At 60.3% G+C, this 19,272-nt stretch carries 15 protein-coding genes; 9 read left to right on the top strand and 6 right to left on the bottom strand.

Translation table 11 applies throughout. From position 1 onward, the window contains the following. Positions 1-71 precede the first annotated feature (71 nt). Positions 72-1,250: an acetate/propionate family kinase gene (locus tag GT495_RS00070; protein WP_161161089.1), complete on the top strand. Its 1,179-nt coding sequence runs from the start codon at positions 72-74 to the stop codon at positions 1,248-1,250. Between the two features lie 554 nt (positions 1,251-1,804). Here the strand turns inward: GT495_RS00070 and pta are convergent. Next, positions 1,805-2,785 carry a phosphate acetyltransferase gene (gene pta / locus GT495_RS00065; protein ID WP_161161088.1) on the bottom strand — a complete coding sequence of 327 codons (981 nt, stop codon included), beginning with the start codon at positions 2,783-2,785 and terminating at the stop codon, positions 1,805-1,807. A 231-nt stretch (positions 2,786-3,016) separates the two neighbouring features. Between pta and glf the strand changes: the two genes are divergently transcribed. Beyond that, a complete protein-coding gene (glf, locus tag GT495_RS00060) occupies positions 3,017-4,219 on the top strand; it encodes a UDP-galactopyranose mutase (protein WP_055309799.1) in 1,203 nt (400 codons plus the stop codon). Next, entirely contained in the window at positions 4,212-5,243 is a 1,032-nt protein-coding gene (locus tag GT495_RS00055; RefSeq protein ID WP_161161087.1) for a glycosyltransferase family 2 protein, read from the top strand. The genes glf and GT495_RS00055 overlap by 8 nt, the downstream gene beginning before the upstream one ends. A gap of 375 nt (positions 5,244-5,618) precedes the next feature. On the opposite strand, the gene GT495_RS00050 is transcribed toward GT495_RS00055, so the two are convergent. The 5 genes from GT495_RS00050 to ppk1 form a co-directional block, all read right to left on the bottom strand. Continuing rightward, the gene (locus GT495_RS00050) at positions 5,619-6,620 is read right to left on the bottom strand and encodes a P1 family peptidase (protein ID WP_161161086.1); all 1,002 of its coding nucleotides are present in this window, start codon (positions 6,618-6,620) and stop codon (positions 5,619-5,621) included. Positions 6,621-6,721: 101 nt separating this feature from the next. Continuing rightward, positions 6,722-7,303: a nucleoside triphosphate pyrophosphatase gene (locus GT495_RS00045; RefSeq protein ID WP_161161085.1), complete on the bottom strand. Its 582-nt coding sequence runs from the start codon at positions 7,301-7,303 to the stop codon at positions 6,722-6,724. Then, positions 7,300-7,842, bottom strand: coding sequence for a DJ-1 family glyoxalase III (locus GT495_RS00040; RefSeq protein ID WP_152075998.1), 543 nt, complete (start codon positions 7,840-7,842; stop codon positions 7,300-7,302). Before GT495_RS00040 ends, GT495_RS00045 begins: the two co-directional genes overlap by 4 nt. Before the next feature lie 107 nt (positions 7,843-7,949). Beyond that, entirely contained in the window at positions 7,950-9,278 is a 1,329-nt protein-coding gene (gene rlmD, locus GT495_RS00035; RefSeq protein ID WP_161161084.1) for a 23S rRNA (uracil(1939)-C(5))-methyltransferase RlmD, read from the bottom strand. A 98-nt stretch (positions 9,279-9,376) separates the two neighbouring features. Then, positions 9,377-11,950 carry a polyphosphate kinase 1 gene (gene ppk1 / locus GT495_RS00030; protein WP_161161083.1) on the bottom strand — a complete coding sequence of 858 codons (2,574 nt, stop codon included), beginning with the start codon at positions 11,948-11,950 and terminating at the stop codon, positions 9,377-9,379. A 552-nt stretch (positions 11,951-12,502) separates the two neighbouring features. On the opposite strand from ppk1, the gene arcA (GT495_RS00025) reads away from it, so the two are divergent. The 6 genes from arcA (GT495_RS00025) (at position 12,503) to GT495_RS00005 (ending at position 18,881) form a co-directional block, all read left to right on the top strand. Further along, positions 12,503-13,744 carry an arginine deiminase gene (gene arcA, locus GT495_RS00025; protein WP_161161082.1) on the top strand — a complete coding sequence of 414 codons (1,242 nt, stop codon included), beginning with the start codon at positions 12,503-12,505 and terminating at the stop codon, positions 13,742-13,744. 314 nt (positions 13,745-14,058) lie between these two features. Next, positions 14,059-14,217 (top strand): hypothetical protein, encoded by a 159-nt coding sequence (locus GT495_RS10770; protein ID WP_240128037.1) that lies wholly within the window; start codon positions 14,059-14,061, stop codon positions 14,215-14,217. Further along, positions 14,214-14,345 carry a hypothetical protein gene (locus tag GT495_RS10960; protein ID WP_255451665.1) on the top strand — a complete coding sequence of 44 codons (132 nt, stop codon included), beginning with the start codon at positions 14,214-14,216 and terminating at the stop codon, positions 14,343-14,345. The genes GT495_RS10770 and GT495_RS10960 overlap by 4 nt, the downstream gene beginning before the upstream one ends. A gap of 568 nt (positions 14,346-14,913) precedes the next feature. Beyond that, on the top strand, positions 14,914-16,155 hold the full coding sequence (gene arcA, locus GT495_RS00015) for an arginine deiminase (RefSeq protein WP_161161082.1): 1,242 nt from the start codon (positions 14,914-14,916) through the stop codon (positions 16,153-16,155). 105 nt (positions 16,156-16,260) lie between these two features. Further along, positions 16,261-17,256, top strand: coding sequence for an ornithine carbamoyltransferase (gene argF / locus GT495_RS00010; RefSeq protein ID WP_152074023.1), 996 nt, complete (start codon positions 16,261-16,263; stop codon positions 17,254-17,256). Positions 17,257-17,393: 137 nt separating this feature from the next. After that, positions 17,394-18,881, top strand: coding sequence for a YfcC family protein (locus tag GT495_RS00005; protein WP_370457536.1), 1,488 nt, complete (start codon positions 17,394-17,396; stop codon positions 18,879-18,881). Positions 18,882-19,272 lie beyond the last annotated feature (391 nt).

Below are 19,272 nucleotides of genomic sequence, written 5' to 3'. Positions count from 1 at the left end.
GATAACTTCTTATTAAAATGCGGTCGCCTTAAGAGGTCTGCGTCGACCGTATTGCACTGCAAAGGAGTCTCATGAACGTACTTGTTGTCAACGCCGGCAGCTCAAGCCTTAAATATCAGCTTTTGGATACTGATACCCGCGAGGTTTTCGCCAAGGGTAATTGCGAGCGTATCGGCTCGGAGATGGGCATCTTTGGCCACTCCGAGAACGGTGGTGCCAAGCAGACCGAGGAGGTTCCCTTCCCCGATCATCGCTCTGCTATCGCTCGCGTGCTCGATGAGCTCGAGAAGACCGACTTTACGATTGATGGCATCGGCCACCGTATCGTTCAGGGTGGCTGGCACTTCGATGATTCCGCGGTCGTCGACGATGAGGTCATGGCTAAGATCCTTGAGGTGGCCCCGCTTGCCCCGCTGCACAATTACGGCGAGGCCGCGGCGATTGAGTATTGCCGTGAGAAGTATCCGGAGCTGCCCAACGTGGCTGTCTTCGACACCTCGTTCCACATGACCATGCCCGAGGTCGCCTACACCTACGCGCTGCCCAAGGACGTGTGTGACAAGTACCACGTGCGCAAGTACGGTGCGCACGGTACGAGCCACCGTTACGAGTGGATGATGGCCAAGGAGATCCTGGGCTCGCGCTGCCACCGCCTGCTCTCGTGCCATTTGGGCAACGGCGCCTCGCTTGCCGCTATCGAGGACGGCGTCTGCCGCGATACCACGATGGGCCTCACACCGCTTGACGGTCTGATGATGGGTACTCGCTGTGGTTCCATCGACCCGGCTACCGTGTGCTACCTGCAGCGCGAGGGCGGCTACAGCTACCAGGAAGTCGACGACATGATGAACAAGCAGTCCGGTCTGCTTGCCATCTCGGGCATCTCCAATGACGCCCGTGACATTCGTACGCGCGCCTCTGAGGGTGACGAGCGCTGCCTGCTCGCCTTCGATATGTTCGCCTACAAGGCCATGCAGCAGGCCGGGTCCATGATTGCCTCCATGGCGGGCGTGGATACCATTACCTTTACCGCCGGCATCGGCGAGAATGACTGGTCGATCCGCAAGGCTTTCTGCGACTGCTTTGAGTGGCTGGGCGTGCGCATCGACAACAACAAGAACCGCGAGGCCGTGGGTAACGGCCCGCAGGTCATCAGCGCGGCCGGTTCCGCCGTCACGGTCATGGTCATCCCCACCGACGAGGAATACATGATCGCCCACGACGTCGAGCGCCTGACCGCGAACAACTAACGCGCGCAGTTGCAAGTAAACGAAAGGCCTCCAGAGCAACAGCTCCGGAGGCCTTTTTTCTGGCAGGTGGACGGTGGAAACTCCATCCCATTTTGAGCGCAAATTCTGGGACACGCTTTCCGGTTGAGGCGCGTTGCGGAAAGTGCGACCCACAAAAGAGCAAAATTCCGTCCCGCAGTTTCCCAAACAGCCCCCAAGCGGAAGCTACATCCCACAATCCGCCTCCAAACCGGGACACACTTTCCGGTGGGCCAGACATCAGGCCGCAGCTAACATTTCGGTCCTAAAGTGATCACCGCCAGCAATGCCTGCGCTCCCAGCGACGGCACCCATCCATTCAGATTCTCAGCTCCAGCTCGTAGCCAAACCGCCGTCCACTCCGGATGCCCTGAATGCTACGTGGCAGTAGAAGGCCGTACGGGCTAACCCCTGAAAACATTCCGCAGACCAGAAACGCCCCCGTTCGTAGCTCCGAAGGAGCAGAACGGGGGCGTTTCATTGGTCGAGGACGTTTTCAGGGGTTAGCCCGTACGGCCTTCGGGCGAGTGCGTACGCTACTCAGCCATCTGAGCCTGGACGGCGGTGATGGCCACGACACCCACGATGTCGTCGGCAGAACAGCCGCGCGACAGGTCGTTGACCGGCTTGGCGATGCCCTGCAGGATGGGGCCGTAGGCGTCAGCGCCAGCGAAGCGCTGGACCAGCTTGTAGCCGATGTTGCCTGCCTCTAGGTCGGGGAACACGAGCACGTTGGCCTTACCGGCGACGGAGGAGCCGGGAGCCTTGAGCTGGGCGACGGTGGGGACGATAGCGGCATCGAGCTGCAGGTCGCCATCGATGGCGAGCTCGGGAGCCTTCTCCTTGCAGAACTTCACGGCCTCCTGGACCTTCTTGGCGACCTCGCCACCGGCGGAGCCCATGGTGGAGTAGGAGAGCATGGCAACGTGCGGCTCAACGTTGCCCATGAAGGTGGACCAGGAGTGAGCGGAGGCGATGGCGATCTCGGAGAGCTCGTCGGAGGACGGGTTGATGTTGAGGCCGCAGTCGGCGAAGATCAGCGTGCCGTCGGTACCGAACTTCGGGGTGTCGGTGCACATCACGAAGAAGGCCGAGACCAGCTTGGTGCCCGGGGCGGTCTTGAGGATCTGCAGCGCGGGGCGCAGAGTGTCGGCGGTGGAGTGGCAGGCGCCGGAGACCAGGCCGTCGGCGTCGCCCATCTTGACCATCATGGTGCCAAAGTAGGTGGCGTCCATCACCTGGGCGCGAGCCTGCTCGATGGTGACGCCCTTCTTGGCGCGGAGCTCGGCAAACTTCTGCGCGTACTCCTCGTGCTTCTCGGAATTGCGCGGGTCGATGACGGTGGCGCCGGGAACGTCGATCTCGTCGGGGTTGCCCAGGATGACGATCTTTGCCAGACCCTCCTCGATGATCTTGGTGGCCGCGACGATGGTGCGCGGGTCCTCGCCCTCGGGCAGGACGATCGTCTTAAGGTCGGCCTTGGCGGCAGACTTCATACGGTTTAGGAAATCGCTCATGTTACTCCTTACAAGCGTTTCGCTAAGCTCCAGGCGCCCGGCTGCACACGAATAAACCCGCTGCTAGCGGGTTTACCTTTCAATAATGTACGCCGTGGTGCTTGAGCTTTCCTTGTGTGGCAAGCTCATTATAGGACGCATTAGCGCTATAATCGCTCTGATAAATATGTCTCGAAGAATGTTCGAGAAAAGCCCAGCTAACGAGCCCGTGGCTTTTGACAAGGAGTATCGATGCAGATTACCTCAGGCCTGCCTGAAGGCTTTAATGCCGGTGCGTACGACATGATCGTCGTCGGCGCCGGTTATGCCGGTGCCGTTTGCGCCCGCCGTCTTGCCGAAACCATCGGCTATCGTGTTGCCGTTTTGGAGCGCCGTAGTCACATTGCGGGCAATGCCTTCGACTGCACTGACGAGGCGGGAATCCTGGTCCACGAGTATGGTCCGCATATCTATCATACCTTTAACGAGCGCGTGCATAACTTCCTGTCGCGCTTTACCAAGTGGACGGACTACCAGCACAAGGTGCTCGCCAACATTAACGGTACCCTTATGCCCGTGCCCTTTAACCATGCGAGCCTTAAGCTTGCCTTTGGCGATGAGCGCGGCGAGGAACTGTATCAGAAGCTCGTGGAGACCTTTGGCAAGGACGTCAAGGTACCCATTATGGAGCTGCGCAAGAAGAATGACCCGGATCTTGCCGAGGTCGCCGATTATGTCTATGAGAACGTCTTTTTGCATTACACCATGAAGCAGTGGGGTCAGACGCCCGACCAGATCGATCCCTCGATCACCGGCCGCGTTCCCGTCTTTGTGGGCGATGACGATCGCTACTTCCCGCAGGCTCCTTTCCAGGGCATGCCGCAGGACGGCTATACCGCTCTGTTCGAGCATATGCTCGATCACGATCTGATCGACGTATTCTGTGACGTAGACGCCCGTGACCTCTTTGAAATCGACGAGACAACCGTCAAGATCGACGGCAAGGTCTATGGCGGCGAGATCGTCTATACCGGTCCACTCGACGAGCTGTTCAACCTCGACCTGGGCGCGCTACCGTACCGCACGCTCGATATGAAGTTCGAGACGCTCGATATGGATCAATTCCAGCCCGTGGGCACCGTCAACTACACCACGAGCGAGGACTATACGCGCATCACCGAGTTCAAGAACATGACCGGTCAGGTTTTGCCCGGCAAGACCACCATCATGAAGGAGTACTCCAAGGCCTATACGCCCGGCTCGGGCGAGACGCCGTACTACGCTATCCTGGAGCCCGAGAACCGTGAACTCTACGAGCGCTATCTTGAGCGCGTCCAGAACCTGACGAACTTCCACCCGGTGGGTCGTCTGGCCGAGTATCGTTACTACGATATGGACGCCGTGACCAATTCCGCCCTCGATCTTTCGGATGAGATTATCGCCTGCCATGCATAAAGTCATAACATTCGGTATTCCCTCGTATAACGCCGCCAAGGACATGGACCATTGCATCACCTCCATCTTGGAGGGGAGCAATTACGCCACCGATATCGAGATTATCGTGGTGGACGACGGCTCCAAGGACGAGACGGCCGCCAAGGCCGACGAGTGGGAGGCCCGTTATCCTGGAATCATCCGCGCGGTGCACCAGGAGAATGGCGGCCACGGTATCGCCGTCCTCTCGGGCCTGCGCGAGGCGCATGGTACGTACTACAAGGTCGTTGACTCGGACGACTGGCTCGACGGTGCGGCGCTTTCGACCATGCTGTCGATTCTGCGTGGCTTTGAGGAGCGCGACCAGCGCGTCGACCTGTTTATCTCGAACTACGTGTACGAGAAGGTTTACGAGGGCACGCATACCGCTATTGGCTACAAGTTTGCCCTGCCGCGCAAAAAGATTTTCTCTTGGGACCAGATCGGACACTTCCGTCCCGATCAGAACCTGCTCATGCACAGCCTGTGCTATCGCACCGATGTGCTGCGCGAGTCCAATCTGCCTATGCCGGCACACACGTTCTACGTGGATAACATCTACGCATACGTGCCGCTGCCGCGCTGCAAGACCATGTACTACGCCGACATCGACCTCTATCGCTACTTTATTGGTCGCGAGGGCCAGAGCGTCAATGAGGCCACGATGGTCAAGCGCCTGGGTCAGCAGTTCCGCGTAACGCGTATCATGATGGAATCGTTCCACCTGTACCAGGACGTTGAGTCTTCGCGTCTGCGTTCGTACATGATGGGCTACTTCACCATGATGATGGCGATTTGCTCGGTGCTCACCAAGCTTTCCGAGGAAGATTGTGCCGATGAGCGCCTGAAGACGCTGTGGAAGGACCTGAAGGAGTACGACGAGCGCATGTATCGTCGCGCTCGCTACGGCGTGGTCGGATTCTTTACCAACCTGCGTGGACGGGCCGGAGACAAAACCACACTCGGCCTATACCATCTTGCCTCAAAGATCTTCAAATTCAACTAACTGTTGAGTAATCGCTGCTGATAGGTTGACTGGGCCCCTTGGCCTTTAGTTTGATACTGCGAACAGTCCTGCTCGCACGGAAAGCACATTAAGTGCTTTCCGGCTCGTGCGGAACTTGTATCAAACTAAAGGCCAAGGGGCCTTTGCTATAAGAATCGATTGTCAGGCTGCCTGAATTTGAAGATCTTCGACGCGCGGTACACAGGGGCCTGGGCTGAAAAGAATTTGGTTGGTAGTCGGTCGGAGACGGGCGGGCGTTGCGTTTGTCGCGAGTTCCGCATGCAAAGAAGGCCACTTAATGTGGCCTTCGTCTTGCATAGGACTGTAGAGCAGCAAACGTAACGCCCGCCCGCCTCCGACCGACGGTCGAGTGGATTACTTTGCGGCGCCGGGGATGCCGTGGGAGGTTTTGGCGTTTTTTGCTCCGTTCACGATGGCGGTCTGTAGGGCCCTTACGGCGAGCATACCCAGCAGGTCCAGGGGCACGGCGGCGCTTGTCTGAGCGTCTAGTTTGCCGCTGGCGAGGGTGTAGATGGTGTCGCCATCGTTGGTGGTGTGTGTGGGGCGGATGGCGTGCGCATAGGCGTCTGCTGCCATCTGGGAGACCTTGGTGGCCTGAGCCTTGGTGAGCTCCACGTTGGTGACGATGCAGCTGATGGTGGTGTTGGTGCGGTCGAGCGGCATTTGCATAGAACCGGCGGCGGCAAAGGCTGCGAGCTCCATGTCGACGATTTGGTCGCTATCTGCTGCAGCGCGCATACCAGCGACCCATTCGCCGGTGAAGGGGTCGACGACATTGCCGCAGGCGTTGACCGAGACCACGGTACCCACCTTAACAGGGCCGAGTGCCACGGCGGCAGCGCCAAGGCCGGCCTTCATGCAGGTGGCGGGGCCCATGAGCTTGCCCACGGTGGCACCGGTGCCGGCGCCTACATTGCCCTGCTCGAGCGTGGTGGGGGTGTTGTCGAGCGCCTCGCGCACGGCGGAGATGCCAGCCTCAATGTCGGGGCGTACGGTGGGGTCGCCAAAGGCGAGGTCGAAGATGCAGCTGGAGCACACGATGGGCACCTGCGTGGGGCCGACGGGAAGGCCGATGCCGCGGCTCTCGAGCTCGCGGGCGACGCCACTTGCGGCCTCCAGACCAAAGGCCGATCCACCCGAAAGGCAGACGGCGTGGACCTTGTCCACGGTGTTCTCGGGACGCAGCAGGTCGGTCTCGCGCGATGCCGGGGCACCGCCGCGAACGTCAACACCGCCGGTGGCGCCCTCGGGTGCCACGATTACGGTGCAGCCGGTGCCGGCCTCCTCGTCCGTATAGTTGCCAAAGCAAAAGCCATCGACATCGCAAACGTCAATGGCTTCAAGCAGTGTATCCATGTTTTACTCCTATCGGTTTTCCGCCGGGCCTTATGCCCGGTCGGGATCCGTACGGTACGCCGAAATTGTAGGCGCTGGGGGATACCCAGCGCCAGATGCAATTACGATAGTTTTTGAATCGCGCGCGCGACGCGTGCGATGGGCAGGCCCACCACGTTGTAGAAGTCGCCCGCAATATCATGCACGAGCATGCGCCCGCCGACGCCCTGGATGCCGTAGGCGCCGGCTTTGTCCATGGGCTCACCTGAGGCGACGTAGCGCTCAATCTGCTCGTCGGTGAGCTCATAGAACGTCACGTCGGTCACATCGACAAAGGACAGGCTCTCGGCGGCGTGCGGGGCTGTGTCGTCTCCGGCTCTAACGATGCAGACGCCGGTTGCGACCTGGTGTGTGCGCCCCGAGAGCTCGTGGAGCATGGTGCGGGCTTCGTCCTCGTTTGCCGGCTTACCCAAAATCTTGCCATCGAAGGTGACGATGGTGTCGGCCGCGATGGTCAGCTCATTGGGCTCAGCGTGCTCGGCGGCAACGGCGGCAGCCTTAGCGCGAGCTAAGCGCTCGACAAGCGTAAGCGGGGCCTCGTCATCAAAAGGAGTCTCATCGATGTCAGCGGGAATGACGCAGATGTCGTAGCCCGCTTCGCGCATCAACTCGATGCGGCGCGGTGATTGCGAAGCCAAAATCATAGCTGAATGCCCTCGGCAACCTTCTCGACAGCCTTGTCGCCGGCGAGCGTACGCAGCAGCTCAAGCGCAAAGGGGAGCGACTGGGCCATGCCGCTGGCGGTGATGATGTTGCCGTCGTGCGTGACCTTGTCGCCGGTATAGGCGCCCTCGGGGAAGCTCTTCTCGAAGCCGGGGAAGCACGTGGCGTGGCGCCCCTTGAGCAGGTCAAGCTCGCCCAGGATAAACGGGGCGGCGCAGATGGCGGCAACATGCTTGGTCGCGGCGAAGTCGCAGACTACGTCGCAGACGCGCTGGTCGGCGCGCAGGTTGGTGGCACCGGGCAGACCGCCGGGCAGCACGACGCAGTCATACTCGTCAAAGTTAATCTCGTCAAAGAGTGCATCGCAAGTTACGGGAATCTGCAGCGAGCTTACGACCTCGCGCGTGGGCATGATCGAGACGAGCGTGGCGCGCACGCCGCCGCGACGCATGACATCGACCATGGTCAGGCATTCAATCGTTTCAAAGCCATCGGCGGCAAGAACGGCAACGCTGGGCATAAGGGTTCCTTTCGTAGGGCGGCATACAATCAGCCGTCTTATACCCCGAAGACCCCCGCTTGCCACGCTCGATTTCCCAATGATTTTTCTGAGCAATGATTAAGTGGCTAGTTGCGCCTGAGGTGGACGACCGTTTCGCAGTGGAAGGTCTGTGGGAACAGGTCGACCGGCGTGATCTTGACGGGGGAGAAGGTGCCCTCCTCGACAAAGCGCTTGAGGTCGCGGGCCAGAGTCGCCGGGTCGCAGCTCACGTAGGCGACATCGCGGGCACTCGTGCTCGCGATGAGGTCGATGGCCTCGGGCGCCAATCCTGCGCGCGGCGGATCGACTACCAGGACATCGGCGTCCTGATCGGGGAACTCGCGCACCGCGTCGCCGCCGATGACGTCGACGTTATCGAGCTTGTTGATCTCCAGGTTACGGCGCAGGTCGCGCACGGCCGGGCCATAGGCCTCGACGGCGGCGACAAAGTCGCAGCGGCGGGCGAGCGGCAGGGTAAAGGTGCCGGCGCCGCAGTACAGGTCCACGGCAAGCTCGTCTTCCTGCGGGTCGAGCGCTTCCATGACAAGCTCGATCAAAATCTCGGCACCCTTGGTGTTGACCTGGAAAAACGACGGGGCAGACAAGCGCATCTGACCCTCGGCGATATTCTCGGTCCATGAGCCCTCTCCGGCGAGCATTTCGACCTTGGAGACACGGCGGGCCTTCTTCTCGCCCTTGCTCATCACGCGCACGATGCTCGTGGGATGAACGGCGTCCGCCAGCACGCGCGAGACCTGCGAGCGCGGGAAGGAACCCGTGGGCGTCCAGAGTGCGACCTCGAGTGCCTTGGTGCGGCGCGATGCGCGAATGCCCACGCGCTCCAGGCCCAAGTCGTGGCTGCCGCTTAGATAGTTGAGTGCGCCGACGACCGATTTGAGCGCCTTCGGGAAGCGCTTGTCGAACAGCGGGCACGCATCGACGGTCACGATTTTGCTGGGGTCGACACCGTGCATGCCAAGGCGCACGCGACCGTTGACGACAGTCGGTTCGAGCTCGATTTTATTGCGGTAGCCCCAGTCGTCCTTGGTGTGGCAGATGGGCTGTACCAACTCATCTGTCTGCTCAGGAGCGAACTTGCCGATGCGCTCGAGTGTGGAGCGCAGGTTTTGCTCTTTGGCGGCGAGCTGTGCCGTGCGCGAGAGATTGCCCCACGAGCAGCCGCCGCAGATGCCCACGAAGGGGCAGGGAGGCTGAATGCGATCGGGGCTTGGCTCCAGAATCTCGGTGGTGCGGGCGCGCATGAACGACTTGCCGTCCTGTACGACCTCGGCCTCGACGGTGTCGCCTGCCACGGCACCCTGCACAAAGACGGCCTTGCCGTTGTCGGCGTGCGCCAGCCCGTCGGCGCCGTAGGTCATCGATTCTATAGTGAGCTTCATATTCCTGCCTGTCATTCGCGTTGTTGTTCGCACCATGGTAGCAGGGAAAAGCGCCCCGCATCCGAGGCTTTCCTCAAATACGGGGCGCTTCTACAAACCGCTTCTACAAACGACTATTTCGTCTTGCCGGTAATGAGCGTCTTAAGACCCAGGCCGATCAGGCCCAGGCCCATGCGCACGCGACCGGGGCGATGGCGCTCGATGGCCTTAGTCTTGCCGGCGGGCTTATCGCGACAGGCGCTCGTCTCGGGTGCGGGCTTGGTGACCTGCGGCTCGGGCTGAGGTGCGGGCTCGGGCTCAATGACGGTCGCCTGGACCTTCTGAACCGCGGGTGTGGCCGGCTGCGGCTCAGGAGCAGGGGCGGGCTTTGTCTCGGCGGCGGGCACCGGAGTCGCGACTGCGGGCTCGGGCGCTTTCTCCACGGCGGGCTCTGCGGCCGCCTCGGGCTCATTCACCGGGGGAGCGGCAACCGCTTCCGGTTTGGCAACTGCCCCATGTTCAACCTCGGCCTGAATAGCTTCTTCGGCCACACGTTCCTTCTCCTGTGCGCGCTGTTGCGCAGTGGCCTCGGCGTTGCGATAGGCTCGCTCTAGCAGGGCTTCCTGCGAGTTGAAGGGTTTCTCGCCCTCTGCACGCTCCACGGGGACCCAGGTGCCGTCGCTCGTGAGGCTGCGGGCCTTTACGTTGTCGCGCAGCTGCATGCCCATGTACTCGTGTACCAGGGCGCGGCAGGTGGGGTCGAGCACGGGGAAGGCGATCTCCACACGGTGCTCGGTGTTGCGCGTCATCATGTCGGCCGAGCTCAGATAGATCATGTCCGAGTCCACGCCAAAGGCGTAAACACGGGCGTGCTCCAAAAAGCGTCCGACGATGGAGCGGACATGTACGTTCTCGGTCTTACCCGGAACACCGGGCTTAAGGCACGAGATGCCGCGGATGATCATTTCCACGCGGACTCCTGCACACGATGCCTCGGCGATTTTGTCGATGACCTCGCGGTCAGTGAGCGAGTTGAGCTTAAAGAACACACGGGCGGGCTCGCCAGCGAGGGCGCGCTGGATCTCGCGGTCAAGCCCGCGCATGATGAGCGGCTTCAGGCCGACCGGCGCCACGCCCAGGAATCGGTAATCGCCGCGAAGGTTGCCCAGCGACAGGTTGCGGAAGAACAAGTTGGCGTCCTCGCCGATGCCGGGATGGGCGGTCATGAGCATAAAGTCGCTGTAGAGTTTGGCCGTCTTCTCGTTAAAGTTGCCGGTGCCCAACAGCGTGAGGCGGGTGAGCGCCATACCCTCACGATAGGTGAGCTGGCAGATCTTTGAGTGGCATTTAAAGCCCTCGGAGCCATAGATAACGGTGCAGCCCGCTTCTTCCAGGCGCTCGGCCCACTCGATGTTGTTCTGCTCGTCGAAGCGCGCGCGGAGCTCCATGAGCACCGTGACCTCTTTGCCGTTCTCGGCGGCATCGATCAGCGACTCGCACAGGCGGCTCTGCTTGGCCACGCGGTAGAGCGTGATGCGCAACGAGATGCACTCGGGGTCATAGGCGGCCTCGTGCACCAGGTCCAAGAACGGATTCATGGCCTCATAGGGATAAAAGAGCAGCTTGTCGTGCTGCAGCACCTGCTCGCGGATGGAGCGGGTCATGTCGATGTTGGGGTTGGGCTGCGGCTTAAACGGCGTAAAGAGCAGCTCGTTGCGCAGATGCTCGGGAATCTTGCCCTCAATGCCAAAGACGTAGCCTAGGTCGAGCGGAATATCGCAGGTAAAGACAGAGCGGCGCGAAAGCTCGAGCGCCTTGCGGATGGTCTTGAGCGTCGCCTTCTCGAGCGACCCCGAGACCGCGAGCACGACCGGCTGCAGACGCAGGCGCTTCTTGAGAATGCGCTTCATGTGCTGGCGGTAGTCCTCTTCCTCTTCGACGCCCTCGCCGTCCGGATCGATGTCGGCGTTGCGGGTGACGCGGATGAGCGCGCGATCCAGCGGCTTATAAGAGCCAAAGCAGCTATCCAGGCAGGCGAGGATGACGTCCTCGAGCAAGATGTAGGAGTAGGTGCCGGTGGGCGAGGGGATCTCGACCACGCGGTTCATCGAGGCGGGAATCTCGATAAGGCCCAGCAAGCTCTCCTCGTCGGTGACGCCGTCCAGGCCGCAAGCCAGGTAGAGCGCACCGTTGCGCAAGTTGGGGAAGGGGTGGCGCGGGTCGATCACCAACGGCGAGATGACCGGCGACACGTAGGCCTGGAAGTAACGGGCTACAAAGGTGCGCTCCTCGGGCGTAAGCGAATCGATGCGGGCGCGGTGAACGCCCAGGGTGTCGAGCTTGCCCTCGATGCTCTTGAAGATGGACTCCCATCGGGTAAGGAGCCCGGGCATTTCGGCCATGACAGCATCGACCTGTTCGGAGGCGGTCATATTGCTCTTGTTGTCGACAGGCTGTATTTTGAGCTCTGCCAGATCGGACAGGCCGCCCACGCGCACCATGAGAAATTCGTCGAGGTTAGACTCGAAAATCGATACGAACTTTAGACGCTCGAACAGCGGAACGGTCTCATCGAAAGCTTCGTCGAGCACGCGGTTGTCAAAGCGCAGCCAGCTGAGCTCTCGGTTTTGCGTGTACGAGAAGTCCCGCGGCGGTTTGCGCAGCTTTGCGGCGGCTTGCTTCTTTTCGATTTTGCTCGGCATATGCATCTGTCCGTTCAGTCCCCACAGGGGACGGTAGCCTAACACTATTCACTATTGTCTCAATTTAGTCGACCTATGGCACGGACGTATCGCGTGAACGGTATCTTTACCTATTTCTTACGCTGACAAGCCATAGAGCTGACGCCCGTCGCGTTGTGAAAAACGGTCTATATCCTCATTCAACTGGTGAGCATATGTGAATAAGAATGATAGGTAGCTGAATATCATCGAATACAGACAGTAACACGAACAAGCGTCATTTATATACATAAAACCGTTGTAGATATGCAATTCTTAATCGAAAGATTGGAGTTGTCATTGCGAATGATTTTTGAGAAAAAAGAGCGTTTACCTTAGAAAAGCTACTTTAGAACGCCGAAGTACATCATGGGGGAATCACATGTGATATACCGTTCATCGTACTTTGTTGACCGTTCGGGGGCGAGGTGGAATTGCGAGTTGAATTTGGATATAACTAGAGCTGTCAGCAAGCAGTGCCCGTTACGGAGGGGCGCTGAGAGATTCGGCCAGTAAGGCCCGAAAGAAAGGTAGGAGGCCATGACGAAAGGTCTGCACGTGCCTTCCGAGATCGGCAAGCTCAGGAAGGTCTGCCTGCACCGTCCCGGCGACGAGCTCCTCAACCTGCCGCCCGACGAGCTCGAGCGGCTCCTGTTCGACGACGTCCCGTTCCTGGAGGTCGCGCAGCAGGAGCACGACACCTTCGCCCAGATCCTGAGGGACCAGGGCGTGGAGGTCCTCTACCTCGAGAACCTCGTCGCCGAGGTGTTCGACCAGGTCCCCGGCGCCCGCGCCGAGTTCACCGACCAGTACATCGCCGAGGCCGGCATCCGCGGCCAGCACATGCCGCAGGTCGTCCGCGAGAAGCTGGACTCCATCGAGGACAACCTCGAGTTCGTCAAGAAGACCATGGCCGGCATGACCAAGGCCGAGATCGAGCTGCCCCTCACGGCGTCCACGACCCTCGACTCCCTGGTCAACTCCGAGTCCGAGTCCGACCTGATCATCGACCCGATGCCCAACCTCTACTTCACCCGCGACCCGTTCGCGGTCGTCGGCGAGGGCGTCAACCTCAACCGCATGTACTCGGTCACCCGCAACCGCGAGACCCTGTACGGCAAGTACGTCTTCAAGCACCACCCCGACTACAGGGACGTCTCCCTGTACTTCCGCCGCGACTGCCAGTTCCACACCGAGGGCGGCGACGTGCTGAACATCAACGAGAAGACCCTCGCCGTCGGCATCTCCCAGCGCACCCAGGCCGCCGCGATCGACGTCATGGCCCAGAACATCTTCTGGAACTCCGACTCCAGGGTCGAGCGCATCCTGGCCTTCGACATCCCGGTCTCGCGCGCCTTCATGCACCTCGACACGGTCTTCACCCAGATCGACGTCGACAAGTTCACGATCCACCCCGCCATCATGGGCACCCTGCGCGTCTACGAGCTGACCGCCGGCAAGAACCCGGGCGACGTGAACATCCGCCTGATCGAGGACACCCTCGAGCACGTCCTGGAGGACGCCACCGGCGTCGACCAGGTCAAGCTGATCCCCTGCGGCGGCGGCGACCCGATCGCGGCCTCCCGCGAGCAGTGGAACGACGGCTCCAACACCCTGTGCGTCGAGCCCGGCAAGATCTGCGTCTACGCCCGCAACACCGTCACCAACGACGTGCTGTACAAGGAGGGCCTGGACCTCCTCGTCGTGCCCTCCGCCGAGCTCTCCCGCGGCCGCGGCGGCCCGCGCTGCATGAGCATGCCCTTCTGGCGCGAGGACCTCTAAGGTCTTCAAGGACCCCTACAGGTCTTACTACATACATCTAGCTGCCATTAGATGTCTCCCGTTGGGGCGGTGCGGATATTCGCACCGCCCCAATCTTGTTTGAGGAACGTCAACACGATTGGATGACTGCTTTTGCAAGGAGTTTGGCCATGGACATCAAGACAATCGGCGTTAAGGAGTAGCTCAACGTTTGGGAGAAGAGCGCTACGAGGGATATCATCTCGTCGACGATCTCGCCGCTTACCATGGGTGAGCTGCGCGTGCTCGACGAGCAGGACGGCGCCACGTTCTATGAGCGCCTGGACCGCGAGTAGATGAACTACGGCTGGATCGAGGGTTCGCCCGACTTTAAGGCAGAAGTCGCCAAGCTCTATCGCCGCGAGGTCAACCCCGACCATATCCTGCAGACCAACGGCTGTACGGGTGCGAACCTCAACGCCACATGGCCGTGGGTGAGCCCGGCGACCATGTGATTGCCGAGTGGCCTACCTATGCGCCGCTCTACGAGATTCCGCGTACGCTGGGTGCCGAGGTCGAGTACTGGGAGCTTCGCGAGGGCCTGAGGCTTTTGGGCGAGGCACTGGCGGAGTTCGATCGCTAGGATTCCGACGTCTCTCAAAGCCGCTCAAATCTGTCTAAGATTATCGATAACAGACCCGTTTCCCATGAGGGGAGCGGGTCTGTTTTTCTATACCGAGAAGTCAAGTTGTTACAAATGAGGCCGTAAGGCGAGCCGGTATCCGTTGGGCCTTATACTGAGCTTCCGGTGAACGGTACCAAGCGTCTGGTAAACGGTGATATACATACCAGAAATGAATAGGACAAACTTTTTTCTGAATAAAAATGAAAATGGTTGATACGTGGTATGAATCGCTAATTCTATTCATATCTTTAGTGAAAATATGCAATTTGAGGGTGGTTTAGAAAGATAAGTTTCAATCAATTATCAGATTGGAAAAGCGTTTAAGCACGTAAATACACTTTATTATGTCGAAGTGTGCCATGCGTGAAGTATATGTGTATGCCGTTCACCCCCTATAAAAAACCGTTCGGGGGCGAGGTGGAAGTATGAGCTAATTTTGGATATAAATATATCGTCAGCAATAACGCCTCACACGGAGGGGCGCTAACGAATCGGCCAGCAAGGCCCGAAAGAAAGGTAGGAGGCCATGACGAAAGGTCTGCACGTGCCTTCCGAGATCGGCAAGCTCAGGAAGGTCTGCCTGCACCGTCCCGGCGACGAGCTCCTCAACCTGCCGCCCGACGAGCTCGAGCGGCTCCTGTTCGACGACGTCCCGTTCCTGGAGGTCGCGCAGCAGGAGCACGACACCTTCGCCCAGATCCTGAGGGACCAGGGCGTGGAGGTCCTCTACCTCGAGAACCTCGTCGCCGAGGTGTTCGACCAGGTCCCCGGCGCCCGCGCCGAGTTCACCGACCAGTACATCGCCGAGGCCGGCATCCGCGGCCAGCACATGCCGCAGGTCGTCCGCGAGAAGCTGGACTCCATCGAGGACAACCTCGAGTTCGTCAAGAAGACCATGGCCGGCATGACCAAGGCCGAGATCGAGCTGCCCCTCACGGCGTCCACGACCCTCGACTCCCTGGTCAACTCCGAGTCCGAGTCCGACCTGATCATCGACCCGATGCCCAACCTCTACTTCACCCGCGACCCGTTCGCGGTCGTCGGCGAGGGCGTCAACCTCAACCGCATGTACTCGGTCACCCGCAACCGCGAGACCCTGTACGGCAAGTACGTCTTCAAGCACCACCCCGACTACAGGGACGTCTCCCTGTACTTCCGCCGCGACTGCCAGTTCCACACCGAGGGCGGCGACGTGCTGAACATCAACGAGAAGACCCTCGCCGTCGGCATCTCCCAGCGCACCCAGGCCGCCGCGATCGACGTCATGGCCCAGAACATCTTCTGGAACTCCGACTCCAGGGTCGAGCGCATCCTGGCCTTCGACATCCCGGTCTCGCGCGCCTTCATGCACCTCGACACGGTCTTCACCCAGATCGACGTCGACAAGTTCACGATCCACCCCGCCATCATGGGCACCCTGCGCGTCTACGAGCTGACCGCCGGCAAGAACCCGGGCGACGTGAACATCCGCCTGATCGAGGACACCCTCGAGCACGTCCTGGAGGACGCCACCGGCGTCGACCAGGTCAAGCTGATCCCCTGCGGCGGCGGCGACCCGATCGCGGCCTCCCGCGAGCAGTGGAACGACGGCTCCAACACCCTGTGCGTCGAGCCCGGCAAGATCTGCGTCTACGCCCGCAACACCGTCACCAACGACGTGCTGTACAAGGAGGGCCTGGACCTCCTCGTCGTGCCCTCCGCCGAGCTCTCCCGCGGCCGCGGCGGCCCGCGCTGCATGAGCATGCCCTTCTGGCGCGAGGACCTCTAAGTCTTTCCGTTTCCGGTGCGGTCCCCCTACAACCGCACCGGTTTCGCCCGTCAAACGGGCAACACTAATACTTACGTAATTCATTTCTTCGAAAGGAATCAAACCATGGGTGTTAACCTCTCCGGTCGTAGCTTCCTCAAGCTCCTCGACCTCACCACCGAGGAGATCGAGTACCTGCTCAAGCTCTCCAAGAACTTCAAGGACATGAAGCGCGCTGGCGTTCCGCACCGCTATCTCGAGGGCAAGAACATCGTTCTGCTCTTCCAGAAGACCTCCACTCGTACCCGCTGCGCCTTCGAGGTCGGCGGCATGGACCTGGGCATGGGCGTGACCTACCTCGATCCCGGTTCGTCGCAGATGGGCAAGAAGGAGTCCATCGAGGACACCGCTCGCGTTCTCGGCCGCATGTATGACGGCATCGAGTTCCGTGGCTTTGCCCAGGACGACGTCGAGGAGCTCGCCGCTAAGTCCGGCGTGCCCGTGTGGAACGGCCTGACCACCGAGTGGCACCCCACTCAGATGCTCGCCGACATTCTGACCGTCCAGGAGAACTTCAATTACGACATCAAGGGCAAGACCCTCGTCTTCATGGGCGACTGCAAGAACAACGTTGCTCGCTCCCTCATGGTCGTCTGCTCCAAGCTCGGTATGAACTTCGTGGCCTGTGGCCCCGAGGAGTGCATGCCCGCTGACGACGTCATCGAGGCCTGCAAGCCCATCGCCAAGGCCAACGGCTGCACCATCAAGCTCACCACCGACGTCAAGGACGGCGTCACCGGTGCCGACGTTATCTACACCGACGTGTGGGTCTCCATGGGCGAGCCCGACGAGGTCTGGGCCGAGCGCATCGCTCAGCTCACCCCGTATCGTGTTACCTCCGAGGTCATGGCTATGGCCAACCCGGGTGCCATCTTCCTGCACTGCCTGCCCAGCTTCCACGACACCAACACCACGATTGGCGCCGAGAAGTGCGAGCAGTTTGGCATCACCGAGCAGGAGGTCACCGACGAGGTCTTCGAGAGCCCCGCTTCCAAGGTCTTCGACGAGGCCGAGAACCGCATGCACACCATCAAGGCCGTCATGTACGCAACGCTCAAGTAAGAGCTCTAGCATCTCGCTCGGGGTGTATTGCTGCACACCCCGAGCGGCTTTGTCTGGTAAATATCTCGCTTTGGGCGGTGGGCACGGCACGGAAGATCCGCTTCGCGCGAGAAAGTGAAATGATTTATGAAGGGGGGATGAGAACCATGACTGAGACCGCTAAGAAAAAGCGCGGTATGCCTTCATCGTTCACCATTCTTCTAGCTCTGCTGGCAATTGTCGCAGTGATTACCGTTATCGTCTCCGGCGCGTCCGGCGGCGCGGTTACTGCAGCCCGCCTGAGCGATTTCTGCACCGCTCCGATTCTGGGCTTCGCTGACGCTTTGCCCGTCTGCCTCTTCGTTATGATCCTGGGCGGCTTCCTCGGCATGATGACCGAGACTGGCGCTCTGGACAACGGCATTGCCGTTCTGGTGCAGAAGCTTAAGGGCAACGAGATCATGCTCATTCCTGTCCTTATGTTCATCTTCTCCCTCGGCGGTACCACCTATGGTATGTGCGAGGAGACCGTTCCCTTCTACGCCCTGCTCGCCGCTACCATGATGGCCGCTGGCTTCGACCCTATGGTCGGCGCCGCCACCGTCCTGCTCGGTGCTGGCTGCGGCTGCCTCGGGTCCACGGTTAACCCGTTTGCCGTCGGCGCTGCCGTCGACGCCCTGACCGGCGTTGGCATTCAGGTCAACCAGACCATCATCATCGGCCTCGGTGCCGTCCTGTGGGTCGTCACCACCGCCATGTCCATCGTCTTCGTGATGAGCTACGCCAAGAAGGTCAAGGCCGACAAGGGCTCCACCATCCTGTCGATGCAGGAGCTTAAGGACGCCGAAGAGGCTCACGGCAAGGCTGCTTCCGAGGTTAACAAGGAGGTCAAGCTCACCGGTCGTCAGAAGGGTGTTCTGATCGCCTTCGCCTTCACCTTCGTCGTTATGATCGTCGGCTTCATCCCGCTGGCTGACCTCAACAAGGGCGTTGCCGACTTCTTCGACGCTGGCGCCGTCTACGACGCTGATGGTAACGCTGTCGTCCAGGGCTGGTCTGCCCTGATCACCGGTCTGCCTATTGGCCAGTGGTACTTCAACGAGGCTTCCACCTGGTTCTTCCTCATGGCTATCCTGATCGGTATCATCGGCGGCCTGTCCGAGAAGCAGATCGTTAACACCTTCATCGCCGGCGCTGCCGACATGATGTCCGTTGTTCTCGTCATCGCTCTCGCCCGTGGTATTTCCGTCCTCATGGCTAACACCGGTCTTGACAAGTATGTCCTTAACGCTGCCGCCAATGCCCTGGCTGGCCTGTCCGGTGTGATCTTCGCTCCCATGAGCTTCCTGGTCTACTTCGGCCTGTCCTTCCTGATCCCCTCGACCTCCGGTATGGCCACCGTCTCCATGCCCATCATGGGACCGCTGGCTGTTAAGCTCGGCTTCTCGCCCGAGGTCATGGTCATGATCTTCTCCGCTGCCATCGGTGTCGTGAACCTGTTCACCCCGACCTCCGGTGCCATCATGGGCGGTCTCGCTCTGGCCAAGATCGAGTGGACGACCTGGCTCAAGTTTGCCCTTAAGCTCATCGTCGCTCTCTCCGTCGTCTGTGCCATCATCCTGACCGTCGCCTGCGTGTTGATCTAAGTACCCAACGGGTGCCCCACGGAAACCTTGACGATCCTGTAAAGGATCACCTGGTCATCGTCTGTCCGGTGGGGTCAGCCTGCCGGTAGACTCCTACCTTTAGCCCCCTCCTGTTCCGTGCGCGGGAGGGGGCGACTTGCGTTCCGGCGTTTTGCCAAACGCCGGAACCGGTCGACGCTGCGCGCTGTCCGTCCTCTGCTTGCGGCGCTTTCTATTGCTGGTGCAGGGGGCGCATAGCCTACTCTGATGGGCTTTCGCTGACTTATGCTCAACCTGCGATGTTGCCGATGTTGGTGGAGGGGAAGTGCGTTGGGGGTGTTCCTATAGTTTTGTCAACTGGGAAATGCTCTCCGTGCGACAGAATCGCGGCATGCTGACGCCAAGCCATTAG

This window comes from Collinsella sp. BIOML-A6 (genome assembly GCF_009875845.1).
Lineage (GTDB): Bacteria > Actinomycetota > Coriobacteriia > Coriobacteriales > Coriobacteriaceae > Collinsella > Collinsella aerofaciens_H.
The sequence above is the reverse complement of the archived record's forward strand: the minus strand, read 5'-3'. Positions and strand labels throughout refer to the sequence as shown.

What these genes read in the sequence shown, in the direction of transcription:
- GT495_RS10770 (WP_240128037.1), top strand. Translation starts at nt 14,059, where the DNA reads ATGAACTACGGCTGGATCGAGGGTTCGCCCGACTTTAAGGCAGAAGTC.
- GT495_RS00005 (WP_370457536.1), top strand. Translation starts at nt 17,394, where the DNA reads ATGAGAACCATGACTGAGACCGCTAAGAAAAAGCGCGGTATGCCTTCA.
- GT495_RS00070 (WP_161161089.1), top strand. Translation starts at nt 72, where the DNA reads ATGAACGTACTTGTTGTCAACGCCGGCAGCTCAAGCCTTAAATATCAG.
- glf (WP_055309799.1), top strand. Translation starts at nt 3,017, where the DNA reads ATGCAGATTACCTCAGGCCTGCCTGAAGGCTTTAATGCCGGTGCGTAC.
- GT495_RS00045 (WP_161161085.1), bottom strand. Translation starts at nt 7,303, where the DNA reads ATGATTTTGGCTTCGCAATCACCGCGCCGCATCGAGTTGATGCGCGAA.
- pta (WP_161161088.1), bottom strand. Translation starts at nt 2,785, where the DNA reads ATGAGCGATTTCCTAAACCGTATGAAGTCTGCCGCCAAGGCCGACCTT.
- ppk1 (WP_161161083.1), bottom strand. Translation starts at nt 11,950, where the DNA reads ATGCATATGCCGAGCAAAATCGAAAAGAAGCAAGCCGCCGCAAAGCTG.
- argF (WP_152074023.1), top strand. Translation starts at nt 16,261, where the DNA reads ATGGGTGTTAACCTCTCCGGTCGTAGCTTCCTCAAGCTCCTCGACCTC.
- GT495_RS00055 (WP_161161087.1), top strand. Translation starts at nt 4,212, where the DNA reads ATGCATAAAGTCATAACATTCGGTATTCCCTCGTATAACGCCGCCAAG.
- arcA (WP_161161082.1), top strand. Translation starts at nt 12,503, where the DNA reads ATGACGAAAGGTCTGCACGTGCCTTCCGAGATCGGCAAGCTCAGGAAG.
- GT495_RS00040 (WP_152075998.1), bottom strand. Translation starts at nt 7,842, where the DNA reads ATGCCCAGCGTTGCCGTTCTTGCCGCCGATGGCTTTGAAACGATTGAA.
- arcA (WP_161161082.1), top strand. Translation starts at nt 14,914, where the DNA reads ATGACGAAAGGTCTGCACGTGCCTTCCGAGATCGGCAAGCTCAGGAAG.
- rlmD (WP_161161084.1), bottom strand. Translation starts at nt 9,278, where the DNA reads ATGACAGGCAGGAATATGAAGCTCACTATAGAATCGATGACCTACGGC.
- GT495_RS00050 (WP_161161086.1), bottom strand. Translation starts at nt 6,620, where the DNA reads ATGGATACACTGCTTGAAGCCATTGACGTTTGCGATGTCGATGGCTTT.